The sequence below is a fragment of the Pelomonas lactea genome, from assembly GCF_043555885.1.
Classification (GTDB): Bacteria; Pseudomonadota; Gammaproteobacteria; order Burkholderiales; family Burkholderiaceae_C; genus Pelomonas; species Pelomonas lactea.
Genome location: NZ_JBIGHX010000004.1, coordinates 300281 through 323960, shown reverse-complemented (window position 1 = coordinate 323960; position 23680 = coordinate 300281). Strand labels below are relative to the sequence as shown.

At 69.1% G+C, this 23680-nt stretch carries 23 protein-coding genes; 11 read left to right on the top strand and 12 right to left on the bottom strand.

Features of this window, described 5'->3' with window-relative positions:
* The first annotated feature begins 220 nt into the window (after positions 1-220).
* The 7 genes from ACG04Q_RS14180 (at position 221) to ACG04Q_RS14150 (ending at position 4463) form a co-directional block, all read left to right on the top strand.
* On the top strand, positions 221-787 hold the full coding sequence (locus ACG04Q_RS14180; RefSeq protein ID WP_394511586.1) for an RNA polymerase sigma factor: 567 nt from the start codon (positions 221-223) through the stop codon (positions 785-787).
* 56 nt (positions 788-843) lie between these two features.
* Complete coding sequence (locus tag ACG04Q_RS14175) at positions 844-1263, top strand: DUF3619 family protein (protein WP_394511585.1); 420 nt, start codon at positions 844-846, stop codon at positions 1261-1263.
* A gap of 4 nt (positions 1264-1267) precedes the next feature.
* Positions 1268-2101, top strand: coding sequence for a DUF3106 domain-containing protein (locus ACG04Q_RS14170; protein ID WP_394511584.1), 834 nt, complete (start codon positions 1268-1270; stop codon positions 2099-2101).
* Positions 2098-2610 carry an RDD family protein gene (locus ACG04Q_RS14165; RefSeq protein WP_394511583.1) on the top strand — a complete coding sequence of 171 codons (513 nt, stop codon included), beginning with the start codon at positions 2098-2100 and terminating at the stop codon, positions 2608-2610. Before ACG04Q_RS14170 ends, ACG04Q_RS14165 begins: the two co-directional genes overlap by 4 nt.
* On the top strand, positions 2607-2984 hold the full coding sequence (locus ACG04Q_RS14160; protein ID WP_394511582.1) for a diacylglycerol kinase: 378 nt from the start codon (positions 2607-2609) through the stop codon (positions 2982-2984). Before ACG04Q_RS14165 ends, ACG04Q_RS14160 begins: the two co-directional genes overlap by 4 nt.
* An 18-nt stretch (positions 2985-3002) precedes the next feature.
* Positions 3003-3788 carry an AraC family transcriptional regulator gene (locus ACG04Q_RS14155; RefSeq protein WP_394511581.1) on the top strand — a complete coding sequence of 262 codons (786 nt, stop codon included), beginning with the start codon at positions 3003-3005 and terminating at the stop codon, positions 3786-3788.
* Positions 3789-3851: 63 nt separating this feature from the next.
* A complete protein-coding gene (locus ACG04Q_RS14150; protein WP_394511580.1) occupies positions 3852-4463 on the top strand; it encodes a LysE family translocator in 612 nt (203 codons plus the stop codon).
* Positions 4464-4615: 152 nt separating this feature from the next.
* Here ACG04Q_RS14150 and ACG04Q_RS14145 read toward each other — a convergent pair whose 3' ends face one another.
* Together ACG04Q_RS14145 and ACG04Q_RS14140 are read right to left on the bottom strand one after the other, a co-directional pair.
* A complete protein-coding gene (locus tag ACG04Q_RS14145; protein ID WP_394397071.1) occupies positions 4616-4954 on the bottom strand; it encodes a P-II family nitrogen regulator in 339 nt (112 codons plus the stop codon).
* 33 nt (positions 4955-4987) lie between these two features.
* Positions 4988-6982, bottom strand: a complete 1995-nt coding sequence (locus ACG04Q_RS14140) for an NAD(+) synthase (protein ID WP_394511579.1) — start codon at positions 6980-6982, stop codon at positions 4988-4990.
* A 103-nt stretch (positions 6983-7085) separates the two neighbouring features.
* On the opposite strand from ACG04Q_RS14140, the gene ACG04Q_RS14135 reads away from it, so the two are divergent.
* Positions 7086-8249, top strand: coding sequence for a GNAT family N-acetyltransferase (locus ACG04Q_RS14135; protein ID WP_394511578.1), 1164 nt, complete (start codon positions 7086-7088; stop codon positions 8247-8249).
* 16 nt (positions 8250-8265) lie between these two features.
* Here ACG04Q_RS14135 and ppa read toward each other — a convergent pair whose 3' ends face one another.
* Positions 8266-8805: an inorganic diphosphatase gene (ppa, locus tag ACG04Q_RS14130; protein WP_394511577.1), complete on the bottom strand. Its 540-nt coding sequence runs from the start codon at positions 8803-8805 to the stop codon at positions 8266-8268.
* 147 nt (positions 8806-8952) lie between these two features.
* Here ppa and ACG04Q_RS14125 point away from each other — a divergent pair, with 147 nt between their 5' ends.
* Together ACG04Q_RS14125 and ACG04Q_RS14120 are read left to right on the top strand one after the other, a co-directional pair.
* Positions 8953-11151, top strand: coding sequence for a sodium-translocating pyrophosphatase (locus tag ACG04Q_RS14125; protein ID WP_394511576.1), 2199 nt, complete (start codon positions 8953-8955; stop codon positions 11149-11151).
* Between the two features lie 85 nt (positions 11152-11236).
* Positions 11237-12088, top strand: a complete 852-nt coding sequence (locus ACG04Q_RS14120) for a J domain-containing protein (RefSeq protein WP_394511575.1) — start codon at positions 11237-11239, stop codon at positions 12086-12088.
* 18 nt (positions 12089-12106) lie between these two features.
* On the opposite strand, the gene ACG04Q_RS14115 is transcribed toward ACG04Q_RS14120, so the two are convergent.
* Genes ACG04Q_RS14115 through ACG04Q_RS14105 form a run of 3 tightly spaced genes read right to left on the bottom strand, consistent with a single transcriptional unit; the run spans position 12107 to position 15845 of the window.
* Complete coding sequence (locus ACG04Q_RS14115; RefSeq protein ID WP_394511574.1) at positions 12107-12538, bottom strand: hypothetical protein; 432 nt, start codon at positions 12536-12538, stop codon at positions 12107-12109.
* A gap of 39 nt (positions 12539-12577) precedes the next feature.
* Entirely contained in the window at positions 12578-15289 is a 2712-nt protein-coding gene (locus tag ACG04Q_RS14110; RefSeq protein ID WP_394511573.1) for a protein kinase domain-containing protein, read from the bottom strand.
* Between the two features lies 1 nt (position 15290).
* Positions 15291-15845 carry an ECF-type sigma factor gene (locus ACG04Q_RS14105; protein WP_394511572.1) on the bottom strand — a complete coding sequence of 185 codons (555 nt, stop codon included), beginning with the start codon at positions 15843-15845 and terminating at the stop codon, positions 15291-15293.
* Between the two features lie 244 nt (positions 15846-16089).
* Here ACG04Q_RS14105 and ACG04Q_RS14100 point away from each other — a divergent pair, with 244 nt between their 5' ends.
* The gene (locus tag ACG04Q_RS14100; RefSeq protein WP_394511571.1) at positions 16090-16596 is read left to right on the top strand and encodes a diguanylate cyclase domain-containing protein; all 507 of its coding nucleotides are present in this window, start codon (positions 16090-16092) and stop codon (positions 16594-16596) included.
* A gap of 163 nt (positions 16597-16759) precedes the next feature.
* Here the strand turns inward: ACG04Q_RS14100 and ACG04Q_RS14095 are convergent, their stop codons facing one another.
* From ACG04Q_RS14095 to ACG04Q_RS14070, 6 genes are all read right to left on the bottom strand, one after another.
* Entirely contained in the window at positions 16760-17470 is a 711-nt protein-coding gene (locus tag ACG04Q_RS14095; protein ID WP_394511570.1) for an ABC transporter ATP-binding protein, read from the bottom strand.
* Entirely contained in the window at positions 17467-18240 is a 774-nt protein-coding gene (locus ACG04Q_RS14090; RefSeq protein WP_394511569.1) for an ABC transporter ATP-binding protein, read from the bottom strand. The genes ACG04Q_RS14095 and ACG04Q_RS14090 overlap by 4 nt, the downstream gene beginning before the upstream one ends.
* Positions 18237-19535 (bottom strand): branched-chain amino acid ABC transporter permease, encoded by a 1299-nt coding sequence (locus ACG04Q_RS14085; RefSeq protein ID WP_394511568.1) that lies wholly within the window; start codon positions 19533-19535, stop codon positions 18237-18239. Before ACG04Q_RS14085 ends, ACG04Q_RS14090 begins: the two co-directional genes overlap by 4 nt.
* 1 nt (position 19536) lies before the next feature.
* The gene (locus ACG04Q_RS14080) at positions 19537-20499 is read right to left on the bottom strand and encodes a branched-chain amino acid ABC transporter permease (protein WP_394511738.1); all 963 of its coding nucleotides are present in this window, start codon (positions 20497-20499) and stop codon (positions 19537-19539) included.
* A 198-nt stretch (positions 20500-20697) separates the two neighbouring features.
* Complete coding sequence (locus ACG04Q_RS14075; protein WP_394511567.1) at positions 20698-21951, bottom strand: branched-chain amino acid ABC transporter substrate-binding protein; 1254 nt, start codon at positions 21949-21951, stop codon at positions 20698-20700.
* Between the two features lie 56 nt (positions 21952-22007).
* Positions 22008-23654, bottom strand: a complete 1647-nt coding sequence (locus ACG04Q_RS14070; RefSeq protein ID WP_394511566.1) for a 3-(methylthio)propionyl-CoA ligase — start codon at positions 23652-23654, stop codon at positions 22008-22010.
* Positions 23655-23680 lie beyond the last annotated feature (26 nt).

The following is a 23680-nucleotide window of genomic DNA, read 5'->3' as shown; positions in this document are numbered from 1 at the left end:
CTTTGCGAATTTCTCTAACGAAAAACCATTGGTGCTCCTCTTCTCACCCTCGTGAGGTGGATTCGGAACCTGCGCGATCAACAGATGGGGCCCGAGTCGGGCAGCCATCGAAAGACCCAGTAACGCTATTGCGAAGCCGTATTATGCCGGGCGAAAACGCCCAAGCCTTCGTATAAGACGAATGCCATAATCCTGCGCTGCCGTCCGGACCCGCCCCGCCTTGGCCACCGACAAAGAACTCAACGACTTCCTGCGTACCGTGGACCGCCGCGCCTTCAAGCGCACGGCCTACCTTGTCCGCGATGACGATGCCGCCCTGGACATCGTGCAGGACGCCATGATCAAGCTGGCCGAGAACTATTTCGACCGCCCTGCGGCGGAGCTGCCGCTGCTGTTCCAGCGCATCCTGTCGAACGCGACGATGGACTATTTCCGTCGCCAGAAGACGCGCAATGCGGTCATGACCAACATGTCGGACTTCGAAGGCGCCTCGTCCGACGACGACTTCGACCTGCTGGAGATCCTGGAGTCACAGGACGGCGCCCTGGGCGCGCTGAGCGCGGCGGACGAGGTCAGCCGGGCGCAGATCTTGCAAAGAATCGAAGCCGAGGTCGAAACACTGCCAACGCGTCAACGCGAAGCCTTCCTGCTGCGTTACTGGGAGGAACTGGATGTTGCCGAGACCGCCGCCGTGATGGGCTGTTCGGAGGGCAGCGTGAAAACGCACTGCTCCCGAGCCGTTCATGCATTGGCCAAGGCGCTCAAGGCCAAGGGGATCACGCTATGAAGTCGCCAAATTTTTCCGCCCCGTCTGCAGAACGGAATGCCCGCCTGGAGGCCAGCGTGACGCGCTTCGGGCTGCGTGTCGCGGCCGGTCTGACCGAACGCAATGCAGCACTGCCGCACGACGTGTCCGAGCGGCTGCGCTTTGCGCGTGAGCAGGCGCTTGCGCGCGCCGCAGCGGCGCGTGCCGCCAGCACCGCCACCGCCCCGGCAGGCACTCTGGTGGTGCAGGCGAACGGCCAGACGCTGGCCTTGAACGGCGGTCCGCGCGGCGGCGACGGCGGCCTGTGGGCCAAGCTGGTGTCGGCGCTGCCGCTGATCCTGCTGCTGGCCGGGCTGCTGATCATGCAGCAAGGCCACTTCAACGAGCAGATCGCCGCACAGGCCGAGGTTGACACCGCGCTGCTCAGCGACACCCTGCCTCCCGCCGCCTTCAGCGACCCCGGTTTCTCGGAATTCCTGAGAGATGGGGAAGAATGACCGGATGTTCATGATCCGAGCCGCGACCCCGCCGCCCGCCCGACCACCCCGCCTGCTGATGGCCCTGCTGCTCAGCGCAGCGGGGCTTTCTGCTTTTGCGCAGGCGCCCGACGCGGCTTCGGCGCCCGAAGCCGCCGCAAGCGTCGCCCGGCCAACGGCGCCCGCCATCAGCCCGCGGCCGCTGCCCAAGTCGGTGGCGCCAACCTCGCTGGGCGCGCCGCCGGCCAAGTGGAGCGGCCTGACACCCAAGCAGCAGGCGCTGCTGGCGCCGCTGGAGCGCGACTGGGCCGACATCTCCGATTCGCAGCGCAGCAAGTGGCTCAGTGCCACGCCGACGCTGGCGACGATGTCGGGCGAGGAAATCAAGCGCGTGCATGACCGCATGCGCGACTGGGCGCAGCTCAGCACGGCCGACCGGCTGAACGCGCGCATCGGCTTCCAGGTCGCACGGCAGTTGACCGCCGAGCAACGCCAGGCCCGCTGGGAGGCCTACCAGGCGCTGCCCGCCGAGGAGCGGCAGGCGTTGGCGGACAAGGCGCTGGCGCGCCGCGAGGCACAGGCCGCGCCCCGCAGCGCCTTGCCCAAGACCCTGGAAGCCAAGCCCAAGTCCAACATCGTGCCGACCGCGCCCAAGCTGCTGCCATCGGTGCCCGTGACGGCCGGGCTGGTGCAGGCCAAGCCCGGCGCCACGACGGTGCTGATCTCACGCCGCCCGACACCGCCGCGCCATCTGGCGGTGGGCGAGACCAAGGTGGTGGCCGACCCCGCGCTGGTGGACCCGCAGACGCTGCTGCCCCGCTCGCTGAAGGCGCCGCCGGCGTCCGCGCCCGGCCGATGACGGTCGCGGCCGACCCGCGCGCCGCGCCCCCGGGCCTGGCGCGGCGCTTTGCAGCCTTCCTGTACGAAGGCGTGCTGCTGTTCGGCGTGATCTTCTTCGCCGGTTTCCTGTACTCGGTGCTGACGCGCCAGCAGCACGCGCTGGAGGGCCGTGTCGGGCTGGGGATGTTCCTGTTCTTCGTGCTGGGCGTGTACTTCGTCGGCTTCTGGACGCACTCGGGCCAGACGTTGGCGATGAAGACCTGGCATCTGCGCGTCACCGACGCTGCTGGCCGACCGCTGGGCTGGCGGCGCGCGCTGCTGCGCTACCTGTTCAGCTGGCTGTGGTTCATGCCGGCGCTGGTCAGCGTGTGGGCGCTAGGCCTGCACGGCGGCGGCGCCATCATCGGCAGCCTGCTGGCCGGCGTTGCCGGATACCTGCTCATCGCGCGCCTGCACCCGCAGCGACAATTCCTGCACGACGCGATCTGTGGCTCGCGCGTCATCACCCAACTTCCCGTGCGCTCATGACCAACCCGCACAAGGGCCGCACCGGCCTGGACCGCATCATCCACGCTGCCGGCTATTCCTGGGCCGGCCTCAAGGCGGCATACACCGGCGAGAGCGCCTTCCGCCAGGAGACCTGGCTGTGTGTCGTCGCCGCACCGTTCGCGTTCTGGCTGGCGCAGAGCTGGGAGCAGGCAGCGCTGCTGCTGGGCTCGCTGCTGCTGATCCTCATCGTCGAGCTGCTGAACTCGGCCGTCGAGGCGGTCGTCGACCGCGTGTCTTTCGAGCGGCACGAACTGTCCAAGCGCGCCAAGGACATCGCCAGCGCCGCGGTGCTGATGGCACTGGTGCTGGCGGCCGGCATCTGGGGCGCGGCCCTCTGGCAGCACATCCGCTGACGGCGTGACACCCGGGCCATGAGTTCGGCCCGGGGCTTCCAGCTGCTGCATTCCGGCATGGCCGGCGTGCAGGCGGTGGCGGCCGACTCGGCACACACCTTCGGGCGCCACACGCACGACCAGTTCGGCATCGGCCTCATCGAGCGCGGCGCGCAGAAGTCGGCCAGCGGGCGCGGCGTCGTCGAGGCGATGGCCGGCGACCTGATCACCGTGAACCCCGGCGAGGTGCACGACGGCAAGCCCTTCGACGCCAGCGGCCGGCGCTGGCGCATGCTGTACCTCGACGCGGCGCTGCTGCTGAATGCCGCCGTCGACATCGCGCCGGCAACCGCTTTCGAGTTCACCGCGCCGGTGCTGCGCGACGCCCCACTGGTGGCGCGTTTCGGCGCGCTGTTCGGCGCCATCACAGCCGGCGGCAATGCACTCCACGCCGAGGCCGCGCTGCTGGCGCTGGTGGCCGGGCTGCTGAGGCCGGCGGGCGGCCGGGCCGCCGTCGGCGCGGCCGTGGCCGCGGCGCGCGAGCGCATGGACGATGACCCGGCCTGCGCGCCGACGCTGGCTGCCCTCGCCGCCGAGGCGGGCTTGAGCCGCTATCAGTTCCTGCGCGCCTTCACGCGGCTGACGGGCCTGCCGCCGCACGCCTACCTGATGCAGCGCCGCGTGCAGCATGCCCGCCGGCTGGTCGGCGACGGCTGGGCACTGGCCGACGCCGCAACGGCCAGCGGCTTTGCGGACCAGAGCCACATGACGCGCTGCTTCGTGCGCAGTTTCGGCCTCACGCCCGGCGCCTTCGCACGGCGCTGAAATTTCGTTCAAGACGGCTGCACGGGCCCGCCGCAGCATGGCGGCACCACGAGGAGCTCACGCATGAACCTGGAATTTCTTGCCGTCTCGCTGCTGGTCGTCGCATCACCCGGCACGGGCGCGGCCATCACCATCGCCACCGGCCTGTCGCAAGGCACGCGCATGGCGATGCTCGCCGCCCTAGGCTGCACGCTAGGCATCGTGCCCCACATGCTGGCCGCGGCGACCGGCCTGGCGGCGCTGCTGCACGCCAGCGCGCTGGCCTTCGAGGCCGTGAAATATGCCGGCGTGGCCTACCTGCTCTACCTCGCCTGGATGACCTGGCGGGAGCAGGGTGTGCTGGCCGTCCCGGCCGAAGGCACGCGGCGCTCGAACGGGCAGGTCGTGCGGCACGCGGCCCTGGTGAACCTGCTCAATCCCAAGCTGTCGATGTTCTTCCTGGCCTTCCTGCCACAGTTCATCGCCCCGGATGACGCGGCGCCGACGCTGACGATGCTGCAGCTGTCGGCCGTCTTCATGGCGATGACGTTCACGGTGTTCGCGCTGTACGGCGCCTTCGCGGCACGCATGCGCGAGCGCGTGCTGGGCAGCGCCACGGCCATGGCCTGGCTGCGCCGCAGCTTCGCGGCCACCTTCGTGGCGCTGGGGGCGAAGCTGGCGTTGACGTCGCGCTAAGGCGATCCGGAGTATTTCGGGCCGAGCGCCGGGCCGCCCCAAGCCGGCCCGTCTGGCGATGTTGCCCGGGCTCAATGCCGGGCAATCGCCGTACCCTCGGGGGACCGACTGGGCTCGCTCGCGTTCAGCGGCGAGACCAGGCGAGGGGCAGCTTAAACAGCCGCTTCGTCGGTCTCGCCCGTGCGGATGCGCACGACCTGCTCGACCGTCTGCACGAAGATCTTGCCGTCGCCGATCTTGCCGGTCTTGGCGGCCTTCAGGATGGCGTCGATGCAGCGCTCGACCTCGTCGTCCTTCACGACGACCTCGACCTTGACCTTGGGCAGGAAGTCGACGACGTACTCGGCGCCACGGTACAGCTCGGTGTGTCCCTTCTGGCGGCCGAAGCCCTTGACCTCGGTGACCGTCAGGCCCGAGGCGCCCACCTCGGCCAGCGCTTCGCGGACCTCGTCGAGCTTGAAGGGTTTGATGATGGCGGTGATCTGCTTCATGGGGCGAGGCTCCTGGGTTCGTCTGACGCCAATTTAAGCATGTTCATCCGGGATGCGATCCAGATCTGCCAGCCAGATGGCCGCCTCCGAATCGCTGGGCATGCGCCAGTCGCCCCGTGGCGACAGCGAGCCGCCGCTGCCGACCTTGGGCGCGTTGGGCACGCAGCTGCGCTTGAACTGGCTGCCCTTGAAGAAGCGCTGCACGAAGATGCGCAGAACCCGCTTGATCTCGGCGAGCGCGTAGGCCTCCTGCCAGGCTTGCCGGGCCAGGAAGGCGATCTTGGCCGGCGCGTAGCCGTGGCGCAGCGTGTAGAACAGGTTGAAGTCCTGCAGTGCGTAGGCGCCCACGGTGGCCTCCGTGCTCTGCAGGCTGCCAGGGATCAGCTCGGGGCTGATCTCGGTGTCGAGGATGTCCAGCAGCACCTGCGTGTCCGTGCCGGCGCCCAGCTGATGCGTCTCGGCCACCCAGCGCACCAGGTGCTGGATCAGCGTCTTGGGCACGCTGGCATTCACGTTGTAGTGCGACATGTGGTCGCCCACGCCGTAGGTGCACCAGCCCAACGCCAGCTCCGACAGGTCGCCCGTGCCCAGCACCAGGCCGCCGGTCAGGTTGGCCAGGCGGAACAGGTGGTTGGTGCGCTCGCCGGCCTGCACGTTCTCGAAGGTGACGTCGTAGACCGGCTGCTCGTCGCGGTGCGGATGGCCGATGTCCTGCAGCATCTGCAGGCAACTGGGCCGGATGTCGATCTCGCGCGCCTCGCAGCCCACGGCCGCCATCAGCCGCAGCGCCTGGGCGCGGGTGCGCTCGCCGGTGGCGAAGCCGGGCATGGTCACGCCGATGATGTTGGTGCGCGGCAGGCCCAGCGCGTCCATCGCGCGGGCGGCCACCAGCAACGCATGCGTGGAGTCCAGCCCGCCCGAGATGCCCACCACCAGCTTCTGGATGCCGCTGGAGGCCAGGCGCTGCGTCAGCCCCTGGACCTGGATGGCGTAGACCTCCTGGCAGCGCTCGTCGCGACGGCCGGGGTCTGCTGGCACGTAGGGGAAGCGTTCGACACGACGACGCAAGCCCAGCGGCTGGTCGCGGTCCAGGCCCAGCTGGAAGCCCACGTGGCGGAAGGTACTCAGCTGCGCGGCGTGCACGCGCACGGACTGGCCGAAGCTGGTCTGCCGCATGCGCTCGCGGGCCAGGCGCTCCAGGTCCACGTCGGCCGTGACGAGCTGCGAGCGGCGCTGGAAGCGCTCCGACTCGACCAGCAGCTCGCCGTTCTCACAGATGAGGGCCTGGCCGTCCCAGGCCAGGTCGGTCGTCGACTCGCCCGCACCGGCCGATGAATAGACATAGGCCGCCAGGCAGCGTGCCGACTGCTGCGACACCAGCTGGCGCCGGTAGCCCGCCTTGCCGATGACGACGTTGGACGCCGACAGGTTGACCAGCACCGTTGCACCGGCCAGCGCCGCGAACGAAGACGGCGGGATGGGCGTCCACACGTCCTCGCAGATCTCCACGTGCAGGCGCAGCAGCGGCAGGTCGTCGGCCGCGAAGATCTGGCGGCTGCCAAACGGCACCTGCTGGCCCAGCAGCACGACGCTGTCCACCGTCGCCTCCTCGCCCGACGCGAACTGGCGCGCCTCGTAGAACTCGCCGTAGTTCGGCAAATAGGTCTTGGGCACGACGCCGAGGATGCGGCCGCGCAGCAGCACGACGGCGCAGTTGAACAGGCGCTGCTCGACGCGCAACGGCAGGCCGACGATGGCGACGGTGGGCAGATCCACGGTGGCGGCCAGCACGGCGGCCAGCGCCGCCTCGCAGCCGTCGAGCAGCGCGCGCTGGTGGAAGAGGTCGTCGCAGCTGTAGGCCGACAGGCCCAGCTCGGGGAAGGCCACGACGGCGGTGCCCTCGCCCGCGGCCTGCCTCAGCAGCGCAATCGTCTGTTCGGCGTTGAACGCCGGATCGGCCACGCGGCACAGGGGCACGCCCACGGCGAGGCGGGCGAAATCATGGCTGTAGAGATTGTCGAAACGCATGGGCTGCATCCTGCCATCAAGCGGGCCCGCCGGCAGCCGGCGGGGCACGCAAGAAACCCCGCCCCGCGGGCGTGAATGCCAACTGCCGTTCCAATACGGCGCCATGCCCACCCTCCGCGTCGACGACTCGCCCGCTGCCCTGCCTCGCGAAGCCTGGAACCGCCTGCTGGCCGCGTCGCCCCGGCCCACGCCGTTCATGCGCCACGAGTACCTGCAAGCGCTGCACACCTCCGGATCGGCCACGGCCGACACCGGCTGGCAGCCGCAGTTCCTGTCGCTGTGGCAGGGCGACGAGCTGCTGGCCGCCTGCCCGGCCTGGCTGAAGGGTCATTCGTACGGCGAGTACGTGTTCGACTGGGCCTGGGCCGACGCCTACCGACGCCACGGCCTCGCCTACTACCCCAAGCTGCTGGTGGCCGTGCCGTTCACGCCGGTGCCGGGCAGCCGGCTGCTGGCGGTGGACGACGACGCCCGTGCGCTGCTGGCGCAGGCCCTGCGCGCGCTGGCGACGGAGACCGACGCGTCGTCGCTGCACGTGCTGTTCGGCGACGCAGCGGACCAGGCCGCGCTGGCCGCCGCCGGCTGCACCGCGCGCCACGGCGTGCAGTTCCACTGGACGGCCGAGGGCGATGCCGACTTCACCGCCTTCCTCGCCCGGCTGCAACGCGACAAGCGCAAGAAGATCCAGCAGGAGCAACGCCGCGTGCGCGAGGCCGGCATCGAGTTCCAGGCGCGCGAGGGCGCGGCCATCTCGGCCGAGGACTGGGACTACTTCTACCGCTGCTACCAGCAGACCTACCGCGAGCATCACAGCACGCCCTACCTGAGCCGCGACTTCTTCGCCCGCATGGCGAGCGACATGCCCGAGCACTGGTTGATGTTTGTCGCGTATCGCGAGGGCGAGCGCGTCGCCACGTCGCTGATCGCGCTGGACCCGGCGCAGCGCGCCGCCTTCGGCCGCTACTGGGGCGCCACCGAGCACATCCCCAACCTGCACTTCGATGCCTGCTACTACCAGCCGCTGGCCTGGTGCATCGCGAACGGCTACCAGCGCTTCGAGGGCGGCGCGCAGGGCGAGCACAAGATGGCCCGCGGCCTGATGCCCACGCCGACGGCCTCCAGCCACTGGCTGGCGCATCCGGCATTTGCCGATGCCGTCAACGACTTCCTGGCGCGCGAGGGCGAGGCCATGACGGGCTATCTGAGCGAACTCAACGAGCACGCGCCGTACAAAGCAAAAGACGCCGCGGATGCGGCGTCTTCCTGATCGGGCGCGGGCCTGATTACTTCTGCTCGGCCTTGGCGTAGTTGGCCATGCCGTCGGCGATTTCCGACTTGGCCTTCTCCGGGCCTTCCCAGCCCTTGACCTTGACCCACTTGCCCTTCTCCAGGTCCTTGTAGTGCTCGAAGAAGTGCTGGATGGCCGACAGGCGCATCGGGTTCACGTCCTCGATCTTTTCCCAGTGGCTGTACATGGGCAGGATCTTGTTGGTGGGCACGGCCAGCAGCTTGGCATCGCCACCCGCCTCGTCGTCCATCATCAGCACGCCCAGCGGGCGGCAGGTCACGACGACGCCAGGCGTCAGCGCGAACGGGGTGATGACCAGCACGTCCACCGGGTCACCGTCGTCGGCCAGCGTCTTGGGGATGTAGCCGTAGTTGCACGGGTAGTACATCGGCGTGGTCAGGAAGCGGTCGACGAACAGCGCGCCGCTTTCCTTGTCGACCTCGTACTTGATCGGGTCGGCATTCATCGGGATCTCGATGATGACGTTGAACTCGTCGGGCGCCTTGGCGCCGGGGGACACGTTGTGCAGGCTCATGGTCGTCGTTCTTAGGGGCTGGAAAACCCGCATTCTAGGTTGCTGGTAAACGCTAGCCACTACCGCGGGGCTGCCCCGTAAGCTCCGCCGCACGCTCCCTGTACCGCAGGGAGATCGATTCACACACGCACCTGAGGAGACGAATACATGTCGACGGAGATGGCGTTGTATTTCGCGCTGGGCTGCGGCCTCGCGGCCGTTCTTTATGGGTTCATCCAGCGCAGCTGGATCCTGAGTCAGGACGCGGGCAATGCCCGCATGCAGGAGATCGCGACCGCGATCCAGCAGGGGGCCGCCGCCTACCTGGGCCGGCAGTACCGCACCATCGCCATCGTCGGCGTCGTGCTGGCCATCGCCATCGCGGCGTCGGGCTTGGGGCTGACGACGGCGGTCGGCTTCGTCGTCGGCGCGGTGCTCTCGGGCATCTGCGGCTTCATCGGCATGAACATCTCGGTGCGCGCCAACGTGCGCACCGCGCAGGCCGCCACCAAGGGCATAGGCCCGGCGCTGGACGTGGCCTTCAAGGGCGGCGCCATCACCGGCATGCTGGTGGTGGGCCTGGGCCTGCTGGGCGTGGGCGGCTTCTACCTCGCCATCGGCGGCGGGCATGACAGCGCCGCGCTCAAGCCCATGCTGGGCCTGGCCTTCGGCTCGTCGCTGATCTCCATCTTCGCGCGGCTGGGTGGCGGCATCTTCACCAAGGGCGCCGACGTCGGTGCCGACCTCGTCGGCAAGGTCGAGGCCGGCATCCCCGAGGACGACCCGCGCAACCCGGCGGTGATTGCCGACAACGTCGGCGACAACGTCGGCGACTGCGCCGGCATGGCGGCCGACCTGTTCGAGACCTACGCCGTCACGCTGATCGCCGCGATGGCGCTGGGCGCGCTGATGGTGGTGGGCGACTCGGCCGCGGCCGGCGTCATCTACCCGCTGGCGCTGGGCGGCGTGTCCATCATCGCGTCCATCATCGGGTGCATGTTCGTGAAAGCCAGCGACGGCATGAAGAACGTGATGCCGGCGCTGTACAAGGGCCTCATCGTGGCCGGCGTGCTGAGCCTGATCGCCTTCTTCTTCGTCACCCGGGCCATGTTCCCCGGCGACATCCAGCTGGCCGGCGGCGGCAGCACCAACGCGATGGCGCTGTTCGGCGCCTGCACCGTGGGCCTGCTGCTGACCGCGGCCATGGTGTGGATCACCGAGTACTACACCGGCACGCAGTACCACCCGGTGCAGCACGTCGCGCAGGCCTCCACCACGGGGCACGGCACCAACGTCATCGCGGGTCTCGGCGTGTCGATGAAGTCCACCGCCTGGCCGGTGCTGTTCGTCTGCGCGGCCATCTACTCGGCCTACGGGCTGGCGGGCCTGTACGGCATTGCCGTCGCGGCCACGTCCATGCTCAGCATGGCCGGCATCGTCGTCGCGCTGGACGCCTACGGCCCCATCACCGACAACGCCGGCGGCATTGCCGAGATGAGCGAGCTGCCCGACAGCGTGCGCGACGTCACCGACCCGCTGGACGCCGTGGGCAACACCACCAAGGCCGTCACCAAGGGCTACGCCATCGGCTCGGCCGGCCTCGCGGCGCTGGTGCTGTTTGCCGACTACACGCACGCACTGGAAGCGCGCGGCATGCATGTCGCGTTCGACCTGAGCGATCACAAGGTCATCCTCGGCCTGTTCATCGGCGGGCTGATTCCCTACCTGTTCGGCGCCATGGCCATGGAAGCCGTGGGCCGGGCCGCGGGTGCCGTCGTCGTGGAAGTGCGCAAGCAGTTCGCCGACGGCGCCATCATGGCCGGCCGGCGCAAGCCCGAGTACGGCGCCGCGGTCGACATGCTGACCACCGCCGCCATCAAGGAAATGATCGTGCCGTCGCTGCTGCCCGTGGCCGCACCCATCATCGTGGGCCTGGTGCTCGGCCCGGCCGCGCTCGGCGGCCTGCTGATGGGCACCATCGTCACCGGCCTGTTCGTCGGCATCTCCATGTGCACCGGCGGCGGCGCTTGGGACAACGCCAAGAAGCTCATCGAAGAGGGCTTCAAGGACGACAAGGGCGTCGTCCACAAGAAGGGCGGCGAGGCGCACAAGGCCGCCGTGACGGGCGACACCGTAGGCGACCCCTACAAGGACACCGCCGGCCCGGCCGTGAACCCGCTCATCAAGATCATCAACATCGTGGCGCTGCTCATCGTGCCGCTGCTGCCGCTGCCCGCTGGCAGCAAGGCGCCGGAGCCGACGCCCGCCGCAGCCACGGCGGCTGCCCCCGCGGCACCTGCCGCCAGCATGAGCGACGCACCCGCCGCCAGCCTGAGCGAGGCGCCCGCCTCCGCGGCCTCGCAGTAACTCCCGAGAACCTCAAGCCCGAAAGGCCCGCGAATTCACGGTTCGCGGGCTTTTTTCGCATCGGGCCCACGGCAAAATTGCACGCATGGCGAGCATGGCGATCACGAGGCACGAACTGACGCGGCGACGCGAGCAGTTGCAGGACCTCCAGCGCTACCTCGCGGTGCTGGAGGCCGACCACGACGGCGCCCGCGCCAAGCTGCTGGGGTTCCGGCTGCGCTACCTGGAGGCGTTAGGCCCGCTGATGCAGGAGCTGGACGCGCTGGAGGCCCAGCTGCAGCAGGCCACCGCGCTGCTGGCCGAGGCGCTCAAGCGCCAGGGCGTCGACGCACCCATGCCGGCCGCGCCGCGCGCCCGGCCCTGGCCCGACGTCCCCGCCCTGCCCGACCCGGTGCCGCTGCCGCCCGAGCCCACGGGCCCCATGACCGACCTGCCGCCGCCCAGCCTGAAGACGCTGTACCGGCGCGCGGCCATGCGCTTTCACCCCGACCTGGCGCCCTCGGGCCCGGAGCGCGAGGTGTGCGAGCAACGCATGATGGTCGTCAACGAGGCCTACGCGAACAGCGACCGCGCGCGGCTGGAGAGCCTGCTGCTGGCCGCGGGCGAGCTGCCCGAGAAGGTGATTGGCGGCCCGGCCGACGCGGTGCGCGCCTGGCTGGGCCTGTGCGAGCACATGGTGCAGGGCCGCATCCGCGTCGTGCAGGCGCAGCACGCCCTGCTGCAGAACCTGCAGATGCATCAGCTGCGCGTGGCCATCGAGCGCGCCGAGACCGGCGGCATGAAGCCGCTGGAGATCATGGCCAACCGGCTGCGCGCGCAGATCGCGGAGCGCCGCCAGGAGCTCTACATCGGCGAGCGCGTGGGCAGCGATGCGAGGCTGGCGGCGGACTTCCTGAGGAAGCGGTATCAGCGGTTGACGGGGCTCGGCCTCGGCTGAGCCGAGGCCGCAGCGCGCTCAGGCGCCGTCGTTCTGAACCTGCGGGTCGGCGCTGGAGTACAGCTGCGTGGGCGCCTGCGTGCTGGAGAAGATCAGCAGCACGCCGACAGTGACCACCGCCTGCGTCGTGACCGGCACGGTGACCTGCTTTTGATCGGCCGACGGAATGAAGCTGGGGTCGACCGCCACGGTGTCCGTGCGGTCCGACACCGCGCCCACCAGCACCCAGTTGCAGCCACTCTTCTGCGGCGACGCCATCACGAAGGTGACGCCACCCGCGGATTGCTTGATCTGCAGGGGCTGCTCCGCTGGCTTGGTGCAGGCACTGTCCTTGAAGAACAGACAGGCCGCACTGTTGGGATCAGTCGGCGACGGGGCGACCTGAACGTAGTAGGTCTTCGGGCTTTGCGCAGTGACGGCCGTCACGTAGATGGCGGAAGCAGTGGACATGAAACACCTTTCAGTCAGCGGTTTGGGGTTGAGGGAAGGTCAGGGAGAAGCGTTCGACGTCAACGCACTTTGTGCCTGCAGCCATTGCTCATGGCGCTGCACATCGCCGGCCCGCCCCAGGCAGTGCGCCACCTGGGCGGCCACCTGGGTCAAGCCAGCGTGAACGTGATGCAGGGGCGCCAGCAGCGGGCTCTTCAATTCGGTGGCCAGCTCCTGGCAGCGCTGCGCTCGCTGCGCAGCCTCTGGCGTCAGTTCGGTCGCCGCCAGCAGGCGAAGCTCCAGCAGCGCCTGGCGCAGGTTCAAGTCCAGCGGCGAGGCCGCCTGATCAGCCTGCAGCAGTTCCACCGTGTCGCGCAAGCTGTCTTGCGCGACCGGGACGCCGCCCGTCGCCAGCAAGGCTCGCGCCTGCATCTGATTCAGCTCGGCGCGCAGCGGATGCCAACGCGGGGAGCGCTTGTCAGCCTCCAGTTCGGCCAGCCGCTGCTGCAGCGCCGCCACGACCGCCGCAGACGGCGGCTTCACCTGGCTGCGCAGCAGGCCCGCCTCCGCCCGAATGAGCCGGTAGACCGCCTTGCGGTTCTTGGGATCAATGTCGCGCAACGCTCGAAAAGCCTGGATGGCGCGCCCGAACATGCTTGCTCCAGCCTCCTTGCGGCCGGCCTTGAGCAGCACGTCGCCCAGGGCGTAAGCGCTGTTGCCCAGCTTCTCCAGCCATCCCTGGTCGGCAGGGAATTTCTGGCACAGCGCCTCGGCCGTTTCCAGAGCCTGCCTGAACACGGCTTCCGCCTGCACGTAGCGGCCCCGCTGTGCCAGCGTGGAGCCCAGCCAGCTCAGGCTGTCGGACCACTCGGCCGTCAATGCGGCGTCACCTGGCTTGCGTTGCAGCACTTCCAGCTTGAGCGCGACGGAATGGCGGAAGGATCGCTCGGCCTCGGCCAGTTGCCCCTGGTCCAGCGCCAGCGACCCGAGGTTGTTTTCCGCATACCCCACTTCCGCCGTGGCGTCGTCGTCCTGCGGCATGGCCTGCAGCCAGCGCTGGCTGACGTCCCGGTACCGATCCCAGGCCACCTTCGCCTCGGCAAAGCGGCGCTGCGTGTAGTGGATGTGCCCCAGCCAGAACGCCGCCTGCCCCTGCGCCTTGCGCCAAGCGGCCAGCATCTCCGCTTGCGGCGGATCGCCCTGCAGCAGCGCGTTGGCGGCCGTCAGCGGCTCGATGGCGGCGTCCAGCTCGCGCTTGGAGACGCGCACCTCGCCGATCACCGTCAAGGCCTTGGCGCGCTGCAGCCGGGCCAGCGGGCCGGCCTCGGCGTCTTCGGCCAGGAAACCCAGCGACTTGGCGCCCACGCTGTCCAGCAGCTCCAGCCGCCCGATGGGCCGCAGCTTGTCGGCGAACTCGCCCAGCATGTAGCTGAGCAGGTCCTCCGCCTGCTGGCGGCGGGCCTGGGCCTGCTGCTCGGCGGCCTCGGCGCGGCGGGCCTGCAGCGCGCTGACGGTCGTCAGCCCCAACAGCGCCAGCACCGCCGCCGCCCCCGCGGCCACGGCCACGCGGTGGCGGCGCACGAAGCGGTTCAGCACGTAGAGCCGGCTGTCGGGCCGGGCCATGATGGGCTCGTGGCTCAGCCAGCGCTGCAGGTCGTCGGCCATCGCCTGCGCGTTGGCGTAGCGCTCGGCGGGCGACTTCTTCAGCGCCTTGGCGATGATGGTGTCGAGGTCGCCGCGCAGCTCGCGGGCCTGGCGGGCGATGGCGTCGTCCTCGTGGTCGACGGCCACGTCGGACAGCCGCTTGGGCACCAGCTCCACCACGGCCTTGAGCCGGTCCAGCTGGGTCTGCGTGTCGTCGGCCGTGGGGTGGCGGCCGCCCAGCAGCAGGTACAGCAGCACGCCCAGCGCGTAGACGTCGGTGGCCGTCGTCACGTCGGCCTGCTGCACCTGCTCGGGCGCGGCGAACTGCGGCGTGAAGGCGCTGCCGGCGCGCTGCGTCAGCTCGGTGGCGGCGGCGCCCTGGCTGGCCTGGGTGGCGTCGGCCAGCAGCTTGGCGATGCCGAAGTCCAGCAGCTTCACGTCGCCCTGCTCGGTGACGAGGATGTTGCTGGGCTTCAAGTCGCGGTGCAGGATGAGCCGCGCATGCGCGTGGGCCACGGCGGCCAGCACGTCCAGGAACAGGCGCACGCGCTCCTGCACGCCAAGCTGGCGCACACGGCAGTAAGCGTCGATGGGCCGGCCGTCGACGTACTCCAGCACGAGGTAGGGTTGCCGCCCCTCGTGCAGGCCCGCATCCAGCAGCCGCGCGATGTGCGGGTGGGACAGGCGCGCAAGGATCTCGCCCTCGCGCGCGAAGCGGCCGGCGTCGCCGCGCCCCAGCAGGCCGGTGGTGAGGAACTTGACGGCCACCTGGCCCTCGAAGCGTCCGTCGGCGCGCCGCGCCAGCCACACGGTGCCCATGCCGCCCTGCCCCAGCTGGCGCTCCAGCACGTAGGGGCCCAGCGCCTGGCCGGCGAGGTCCGGCGGCGCTTCGTCGTCGGGCACGGCGGCCAGCGCCTCCTGCCACTGCGCCACCACCGGCTCGCTCATGAAGCCTTCGGCATCCAGCGCGTCGGCCTGCGCCAGCAGGCGGCGCAGTTGGTCGGCCGTGTCGGCGTCGTCGGCCTGCAGCGCGGCCAGGCGTTCGGCACGGGCGGGCGGGGCCAGGTCCAGCAGTTCATCGAGCAGAGGGCTCAGCGACAGCCAGCGTTGCCGGTCGAGCACGGCCATGTCAGCCCCCGAGGCTCATGGACAGGAACAGTCGCGCCTTCTGCCAGTCGCGCTGCACAGTGCGCTCGGTGATGCCCAGCGCGTCGGCGATCTCCTGCTCGCGCAGGCCGGCGAAGTAGCGCATCTCCACGACCTTGGCCAGCCGCGGCTCCATCTGGGCCAGCTCGTCCAGCGCCTCGTGCACGCGCAGCAGGTCGTCGTCGGCCTGCGGCAACTGATCGGCCAACGCGGTGTCCAGCGTGAGGTGACCCACGCCGCCGCCGCGGCGCTCGGCCTGGCGGGCGCGAACCAGGTCGATGACGACGGAGCGCATGGCCTGGGCCGCGTAGGCGAGGAAGTGGCGCCGATCGGGGAAGCTGGCGCCGTCGGCGCCGGCCAGGCGCAGCCAGGCTTCATGCACCAGCGCGGTGGTGTCCAGCAACGTGACGTGGCCCGCCTGGCGCACGTGGCGGCGGGCCAGGCGCTGCAGGTCCACGTAGAGCTGCGCCACCACCTGGTCGGCGGCGGCGCGGTCGCCCTGCCCGGCGGCCTGCAGCAGTTGGGTGATGGCTTGCACGGGCCGGACTCTAACGGCTGGGCGCCGCGGAGCGACAGCGTGGCGCCGCTGATCGCCGGGTTTTGAAACTTTTTTTCAGACGGCGTGTCGGGTTTTGTGTCGCCCCCGCGTTCTGTCAGATGAGGGCCGATCACGCGCCCGGCCCGGGAGGCGGCGCAAGCCGGGGCCGTCAAGTGATCGGGCCTCACTCACCGCGCACGCCCCGCGGCCGTGCACGCGATGCAACCCCGCCAGTCCAGACGCCATGTCCCAAGCGCCTCTCCTCGCCGACGTCCCATCCACCAGCCCGCGCGCCGGCGCGTCCACGCGGCTGCCGCAAGCCGATTCCGTGGCCGCCTTCGGCTTGCGCACCTCGCGCCATTTCGCCCAATGCCGGCGGGAGAGCGGGCAGTTGGCGCTGGTGTGGGTCGAGGTGCAGGCGCAGGCGCGCGCCGACGGCGAGCTGGCCTCGGCCGAGCATGACGCCCTCATCCAGACCGTCAGCCTGCGGCTGCGCAACCGGGTGCGCGGCTCGGACGAGGTCGTCTACATGGCCGGCAACAGCTTTGCCGTGCTGCTGCTGGCGGCCGGCCCAGCGGAGGCCCGCCTCGTCGAGCACCGGCTGCTGCAGGCGCTGCGTGGCGCCTACTGCGTGGACAGCCGGCTGATCCAGTTGGGCGTGCAGCTGGGCACCGCGGTGTTCCCGCAGGCCGGGCGCAACGGCGCCGAGCTGGCGGAGGCAGCGCGCGCGAACCTCGCGATGCGCGGCTGAAACGCAGAGATTTCGGGCCGAGCGCCGGGCCGCCCCAAGCCGGCCCATCGGGCACCCAGTGGGCGGCATGTGCCTGCCGAAGGGCTGCGGCGCTGCCGCAGCGCGGTCTGCAAGACCGATCAGACCGTCCGCGTTCAGCGGGGCGGGCTGAGCGAGGGGCTCCTCACACCTCCAGCCACTCCTTGCGGATATAGGCATTGCCGCGCAGCTCGGCCGGTGTGCCCTCGAAGACGATGCGGCCGTGGCCCATCACGTAGCAGCGCTCGGAGATCTCCAGCGCGATGGCCAGCTTCTGCTCCACCAGCAGCACGGCGATGCCGCGGTTCTTGAGCTCCTTGAGGTACTCGGCCACCAGCTCGACGATCTTGGGCGCCAGGCCCTCGGTGGGCTCGTCGATCATGATGAGGTCGGGGTCGCCCATCAGCGTGCGGCACAGCGTGAGCATCTGCTGCTCGCCGCCGGACAGCACGCCGGCCTCGGTGTGCTGGCGTTCCTTGAGCCGCGGGAACATCCGGTACATGTCGTCGAAGCTCCAGCGCGGCTTCTTCGCGCCATGCTTCTCCCCCAGCATCAGGTTCTGGTGCACGGTGAGCTTGGGGAAGATGTCGCGGTTCTCCGGCACATAGCCGATGCCGAGGTGGGCAATCTCGTAGGCCTTGCGGCCCACCAGCTCCTGGTCGCCCCAGCGCACCGACCCCTTGGCATCGACCTGGCCCATGATGGTCTTGACCATCGTGGAGCGGCCCGCGCCATTGCGGCCCAGCAAGCTGACGATCTCGCCCGGCTTCACTTCCATGCTGACACCATGCAGCACATGGCTCTTGCCGTAGAAGGCGTGGACGTTGTCCAGCTTGAGTGTGCGCTGCTGGGTCATGCTGCCGCCGCCTGTGTTTCTGCCAGCACGGAGCCCAGGTAGGCCTCCTGCACCCGCGCATTCGCGCGCACCGCGTCCGGCGTGTCGAAGGCGATGACCTCGCCATAGACCAGCACGGCGATCTTGTCGGCCAGGCCGAAGACGACGCCCATGTCGTGCTCCACGGTCAGCAGCGTCTTGCCCACGGTCACCTCGCGGATCAGCTGGATGAAGCGCTTGGTCTCGCTCTTGCTCATGCCGGCGGTGGGCTCGTCCAGCAGGATGACGCTGGACCCGCCGGCGATGGTGATGCCGATCTCCAGCGCCCGCGCCTCGGCGTAGGTGAGGTTCATGGCCAGCACGTCGCGGCGCTTGTCGAGCTTGATCATCTCCAGGATGGCTTCAGCGCGGTCGTTGGCATCGTCCAGGTCGGCCAGGAACTTCCAGAAGGCGTAGCGGTGACCCAGGCTCCACAGCACGGCGCAGCGGATGTTCTCGAACACCGACAGCCGCGTGAACAGGTTGGAGACCTGGAAGCTGCGCGACAGGCCCTGGCGGTTGATCTCGTAGGGCTTGCGGCCGTCGATGCGCGAGCCATGCAGATGGATCTCGCCAGACGTCGGCGCAAAGCGGCCGCTGATGAGGTTGAACAGCGTGCTCTTGCCGGCGCCATTGGGGCCGATGATGGCGACGCGCTCGCCGGCCTGCACGGCCAGGTTGGCGCCGCGGATGATCTCGCTCTTGCCGAAGCTCTTGCGCACGTCGCGCAGTTCGAGGGCGTAACTGCTCACAGCGCTTCCCTCCGCTTGATCTCTTTTTCGATGTCTTCCTGGATCTCGCCCCACTGGCGCACGTAGTGGCGGCGGGCCAGCTCGAACAGCGCACCGCCGACGACGATCATGAAGCCGGCGCCAAACCACGCATCGAGCCCCCCGCTGTCCAGCGTCGCGCCCATGAAGCGCAACTCGGGGCCCAGCGCCTCGTTGAGCTGGCGGTGGTAGAGCATCTCGATCATGGCCGCGGCCCCCACCAGCGCCGCCAACGCCGCGCCGCCCAGCGCGAGGTAGGACGTCCAGATCCTGCCCAGCTTGCCGAAGGCCGCGACGCGCAGATTCATGAGGATGAGGCTGGCGATGCCGCCCGGCGCGTACATGACCATGAACAGGAAGATCAGCCCCAGGTACAGCAGCCAGGCCTTCGTCAGCTCCGCCAGCATGACGCCGCAGAACACCATCAGCACGGCGCCGATGATGGGGCCGAAGAAGAACATCGCGCCGCCCAGGAACGTGAACAGCAGGTAGGCGCCGGAGCGCGCCGCGTGCAGCACGTCGCCGCCGTTGACGATTTCCGTGTTGATGGCCCCCAGCCCGCCCGCGATGCCGGCGAAGAAGCCGGAGATGGCGAACGCGAGGAAGCGCACCCAGTGCGTGTCGTAGCCGATGAACTCGACACGCTCCGGGTTGTCGCGCACCGCGTTCAGCATGCGGCCCAGCGGCGTGCGCGTCAGCGCGAACATCAGTGCCGTGCAGACAAAGCAGTAGACGGCCACGAGGTAGTAGACCTGGATCTGCGGGCCAAACGTGATGCCCATGACCGGCTGCCCGACGACACGGTTGCTGGACACGCCACCCTCGCCGCCGGAGAACTCTGGCAGCATCAGCGCCAGCGCGAACACCAGTTCGCCGATGCCCAGCGTGATCATCGCGAACGGCGTGCCGGCCTTCTTCGTGGACACATAGCCCAGGAACACCGCGCACAGCAGGCCCGCCATGCCACCCACCAGCGGGATCAGGCTGACGGGGAGGCCCAGCGTGCCGGCGCCCACCTTGTTCAGCGCATGGATGGCCAGGAAGGCGCCCATGCCGCTGTAGACGGCATGGCCGAAGCTCAGCATGCCGCCCTGCCCCAGCAGGATGTTGTAGGCCAGGCAGGCAATGATGCCGATGCCCATCTGCGTGAGCATGGTCTGCGCGAGGCCGCTGGTCCAGATCTTCGGCGCCACCAGCAGGGCCAGCGCGAAGAAGCCCCAGATGATCCAGCGCCCGACGTTCAGCGGCTTGAAGTGGAATTCCTTGACCTTGCTCATGTCAGTCCTCCCGCGTGCCGAGGAGGCCCTTGGGCCGGAATATCAGGATCAGCACCATCAGCAGGTAGGGCAGGATGGGCGCCACCTCGGCCATCGTCAGGCGCAGCAGCGGGTAGCCCGGCGTGGCCTGCGTGACGGTGAAGCCCAGTGATGTGAGCAGCGTTGCCAGCGAGCCGTTGACCGTCAGTGGCAGCGTCTGCAGCAGGCCCACGACGATGGAGCCGACAAAGGCGCCGGCCAGCGAGCCGATGCCGCCCACCACGACGACGACGAAGATGATGGCGCCGATGAAGGCCGCCATGTTGGGCTCGGTCACGAAGGTGATGCCGCCCACCACACCGGCCAGCCCGGCCAGCGCGCAGCCGCTGCCGAACACCAGCATCAGCACGCGCGGCACGTTGTGGCCCAGCGCCTCCACCATCTCGGGGTGCGTCAGCGACGCCTGAATGACCAGGCCCACGCGGGTGCGCGTAAGCAGCAGCCACAGCGCCAGCAGCATCAGCAGCGCCACGGCCATCATGAAGACCTTGGTCAGCGGGAAGTTGGAGCAGGACACCGCGGCCGCGCAGACCTCCGGCCCGGCCTTGCCCAGCACCAGCGACATGCCCTGCGCCGCATGCGACACGATGGTGAACGCCGAGCCCTGCAGCTCCGGCGGCGGCGTGAACGGCACAGCCGTGCGCCCCCACACCAGCTGCACCAGCTCCAGGATCACGTAGGACAGGCCGAAGGTGATCAGCAGCTCCGGCACATGGCCGAACTTGTGCACGCGCCGCAGCGCCAGCCGCTCGAAACCCGCGCCCATCACGCCCACGGCCAGCGGCGCCAGCAGCAGCGCCGGCCAGAAGCCCAGCACGCCGACCAGCGAGTAGGCCACGTAGGCCCCCACCATGTAGAAGCTGGCATGCGCGAAGTTCAGCACGCCCATCATGCTGAAGATCAGCGTGAGGCCCGAGCTGAGCATGAACAGCAGCAGCCCGGAGGACAGGCCGTTCAGCAGGTTGATGAAGACTTGATCCAAAACCGCCCCTTCAGAAACCACGCTCCCGGCTGAGCCGGATTGCGTCGCGAGCGGGCCGAGGTCGGGTTCGGGACGCGCAGCCGTACACGCGTACGGCGAGCATCACGAGCCCGAGATCGGCCCGCGCAGCAGCAAAACGGCTTAGCCGGGCCGCTTCATCTGGCAGGACGTCGGCGTGGAAGACACGTACGAGTCGTACTGCTTCACCGGCGCCAGCGTCATGCCCGTCTTCTCGGGGCTGTAGGGGTACTTGGCATCGGCTTTCTGCCAGACCGAGATGAACAGCGGCTGCTGCAGCTGGTGGTCGGTCTTGCGCATCGTCACTTCACCGTTGAAGCCCTTGACCGTCAGGCCTTCCATCGCCGCGGCCACCTTCACGGGGTCGGTGGACTTGGCGTTGGCCATGGCCTGGCTCAGCATCGTGTAGATGTTCTGGATGCTGAGCGTGTACATGTCGTCGTTGAAGCGCTTGTTGTACTCCTCGGCATCCTTCTGCGCCTGGCCGCCCAGGTTGTAGTGGCTGTAGGCCACCTGGAACACGCGGCCCGCGCCGCCCGTTCCCAGCGCGGTGGGCGTGCCGGTCACGCCGGTGTAGTAGGTGAAGAACTTGCCGTTGTAGCCCGCCTCGTTGGCGGCCTTCACCAGCAGCGCCAGGTCGGAGCCCCAGTTGCCGGTGATGACGGTGTCGGCACCGCTGGCCTTGATCTTGGCGACGTAGGGCGCGAAGTCGCGCACCTGGGCCAGCGGGTGCAGGTCCTCGCCGACGATCTGGATGTCAGGGCGCTTGCGGGCCAGCGTCTCCTTGGCGTACTTGGCGACCTGGTGGCCGTGCGCGTAGTTCTGGTTCAGCAGGAAGACCTTCTTCACGTCCGGCTGGTCCTTGATGAAGGACGACATGGCTTCCATCTTCATCGACGTGTCGGCGTCGAAGCGGAAGTGCCAGTAGCTGCACTTGCTGTTGGTCAGGTCGGGGTCCACCGCCGAGTAGTTCAGGTAGACGATTTCCTTGCCGGGGTTGCGCTCGTTGTGCTTGGTGACGGCGTCGCTCAGCGCCAGCGCCACGCTGGAGCCGTTGCCCTGCATGATGTAGCGGATGCCCTGGTCGGCCGCGGCCTTCAGCAGGTTCAGCGATTCGGCCGGGCTCAGCTTGTTGTCGAAGGTCACGACCTCGAACTTCACGCCGGCGGGGTTGCTCTTGTTGAACTTCTCGCCGAGGAACTGGAAGGTCTTGACCTGGTTCTGCCCCACGGGGCCCATCAGGCCGGAGAGCGCATCGATGTAGGCCAGCTTGACCGTCTCGCCCTTCTGGGCGTGCGCGGCACCCGCTGCAAGCGCCAGGGCGGCGGCCGCCGTGAGTGCGCGCACCGGGAAGCGGACCGAGTTGATGTCCAACATGCTTGTCTCCTTTGTTGTGGCTGGGGAACGGGAATGTAGGCGCAGTCGGCAGCCGCTCAGGCCGTCGGCAGACGGTGGTCCTTGAGCTGGTCGCGCAGCTTCAGTTTCTGGATCTTGCCGGTGGCGGTGTGCGGGATCTCGCTGACGAAGATGACGTCGTCCGGCACCTGCCACTTGGCGATGCGGCCTTCGTAGAAGGCCAGCAGTTCCTCGCGCGTGACGGTGGCATCGGGCTTCTTCACGACCACCAGCAACGGGCGCTCGTCCCACTTCGGGTGGCGCGCCGCAATCGCCGCCGCCTCGAACACGCCCGGGTGAGCCATGGCGATGTTCTCGAGGTCGATGGACGAGATCCACTCGCCGCCGGACTTGATGACGTCCTTGCTGCGATCGGTGATCTGCATGAAACCGTCGGCATCGATGGTGGCCACGTCGCCGGTGGGGAACCAGCCCGGTTCGCCATCCACGCTGACCAGCGGCGATGCGTCGTTCTTGTAGTACTGGCTGATGACCCAGTGGCCGCGCACGACAAGGTTGCCGGCTGATGCGCCGTCCCAGGGCAGCGAGCGGCCGTCGTCGTCGATGATGGCCATGTCCACGCCGTAGATGACGCGGCCCTGCTTTTCCAGCAGGCGCTGCTGAGCATCCGCCGGCAGGTTCAGCTGGCGCGTCGTCAGCTTGGACAGCGTGCCCAGCGGCGACATCTCCGTCATGCCCCAGGCGTGGATGACCTCGATGCCGAAGTCGTCCTGCAGCGACTTCATCATCGCCGGTGGGCAGGCCGCGCCGCCGATGACGGTGCGCTTGAAGCTGGAGAACTTCAGGCCGCCCGCCTTCACGTAGTTCAGCAGGCCCAGCCACACGGTGGGCACGCCGGCCGAGAACGTGACCTGCTCGCCCTCGAAGAGTTCGTACAGGCTCTTGCCGTCCAGGTGCGGGCCCGGGAACACCAGCTTGAAGCCCACCAGCGCCGCGCTGTACGGCAGCCCCCACGCGTTGACGTGGAACATCGGCACGACCGGCAGCACCACGTCACGGCTGGAGCAATCCATCGCATCCGGTAGCGCCGAAGCGTAGGCATGCAGCACGGTGGAGCGGTGGCTGTAGACAGCGCCCTTGGGGTTGCCCGTGGTGCCCGAGGTGTAGCAGATGCTGGACGCGGTGTTCTCGTCCAGCGCCGGCCAGGCGTAGTCGCCGCTCTCGGCGGCCAGCAGGTCGTCGAAGCACAGCAGGTTGGGAATCGCGCTGGCCGCCGGCATGTGGGCGCGCGACGTCATCAGCACGAAGTGCTGCACCGTCTTCAGCGCCGGCGCGATCTTCTCGACCAGCGGCAGGAAGGTGGCGTCGAAGCACAGCACCCGGTCCTCGGCGTCGCCGGCGATCCAGACGATCTGCTCGGGGAACAGCCGCGGGTTGATCGTGTGGCACACCAGCCCGGAGCCCGAGGCGCCGTAGTAGATCTCCAGGTGGCGGTGGCCGTTCCAGGCCAGCGTGGCCACACGGTCGCCGGGCTGGCAGCCCAGCCGCGCGAAGGCCTGCGCGGCCTGGCGGGAACGCAGCGCCACCTCGCGCCAGTTGCTGCGATGCAGGTCGCCCTCGACCCGCTTGCTGACGATCTCGGTCTCCCCCGAATGCCGCTCGGCGTGCCTCAGCAACGACGAGATCAGCAGCGGGTCCGACATCATCCGGCCCATCAATGCCATGGTTGTCTCCTGGCCATCTTGTCGGT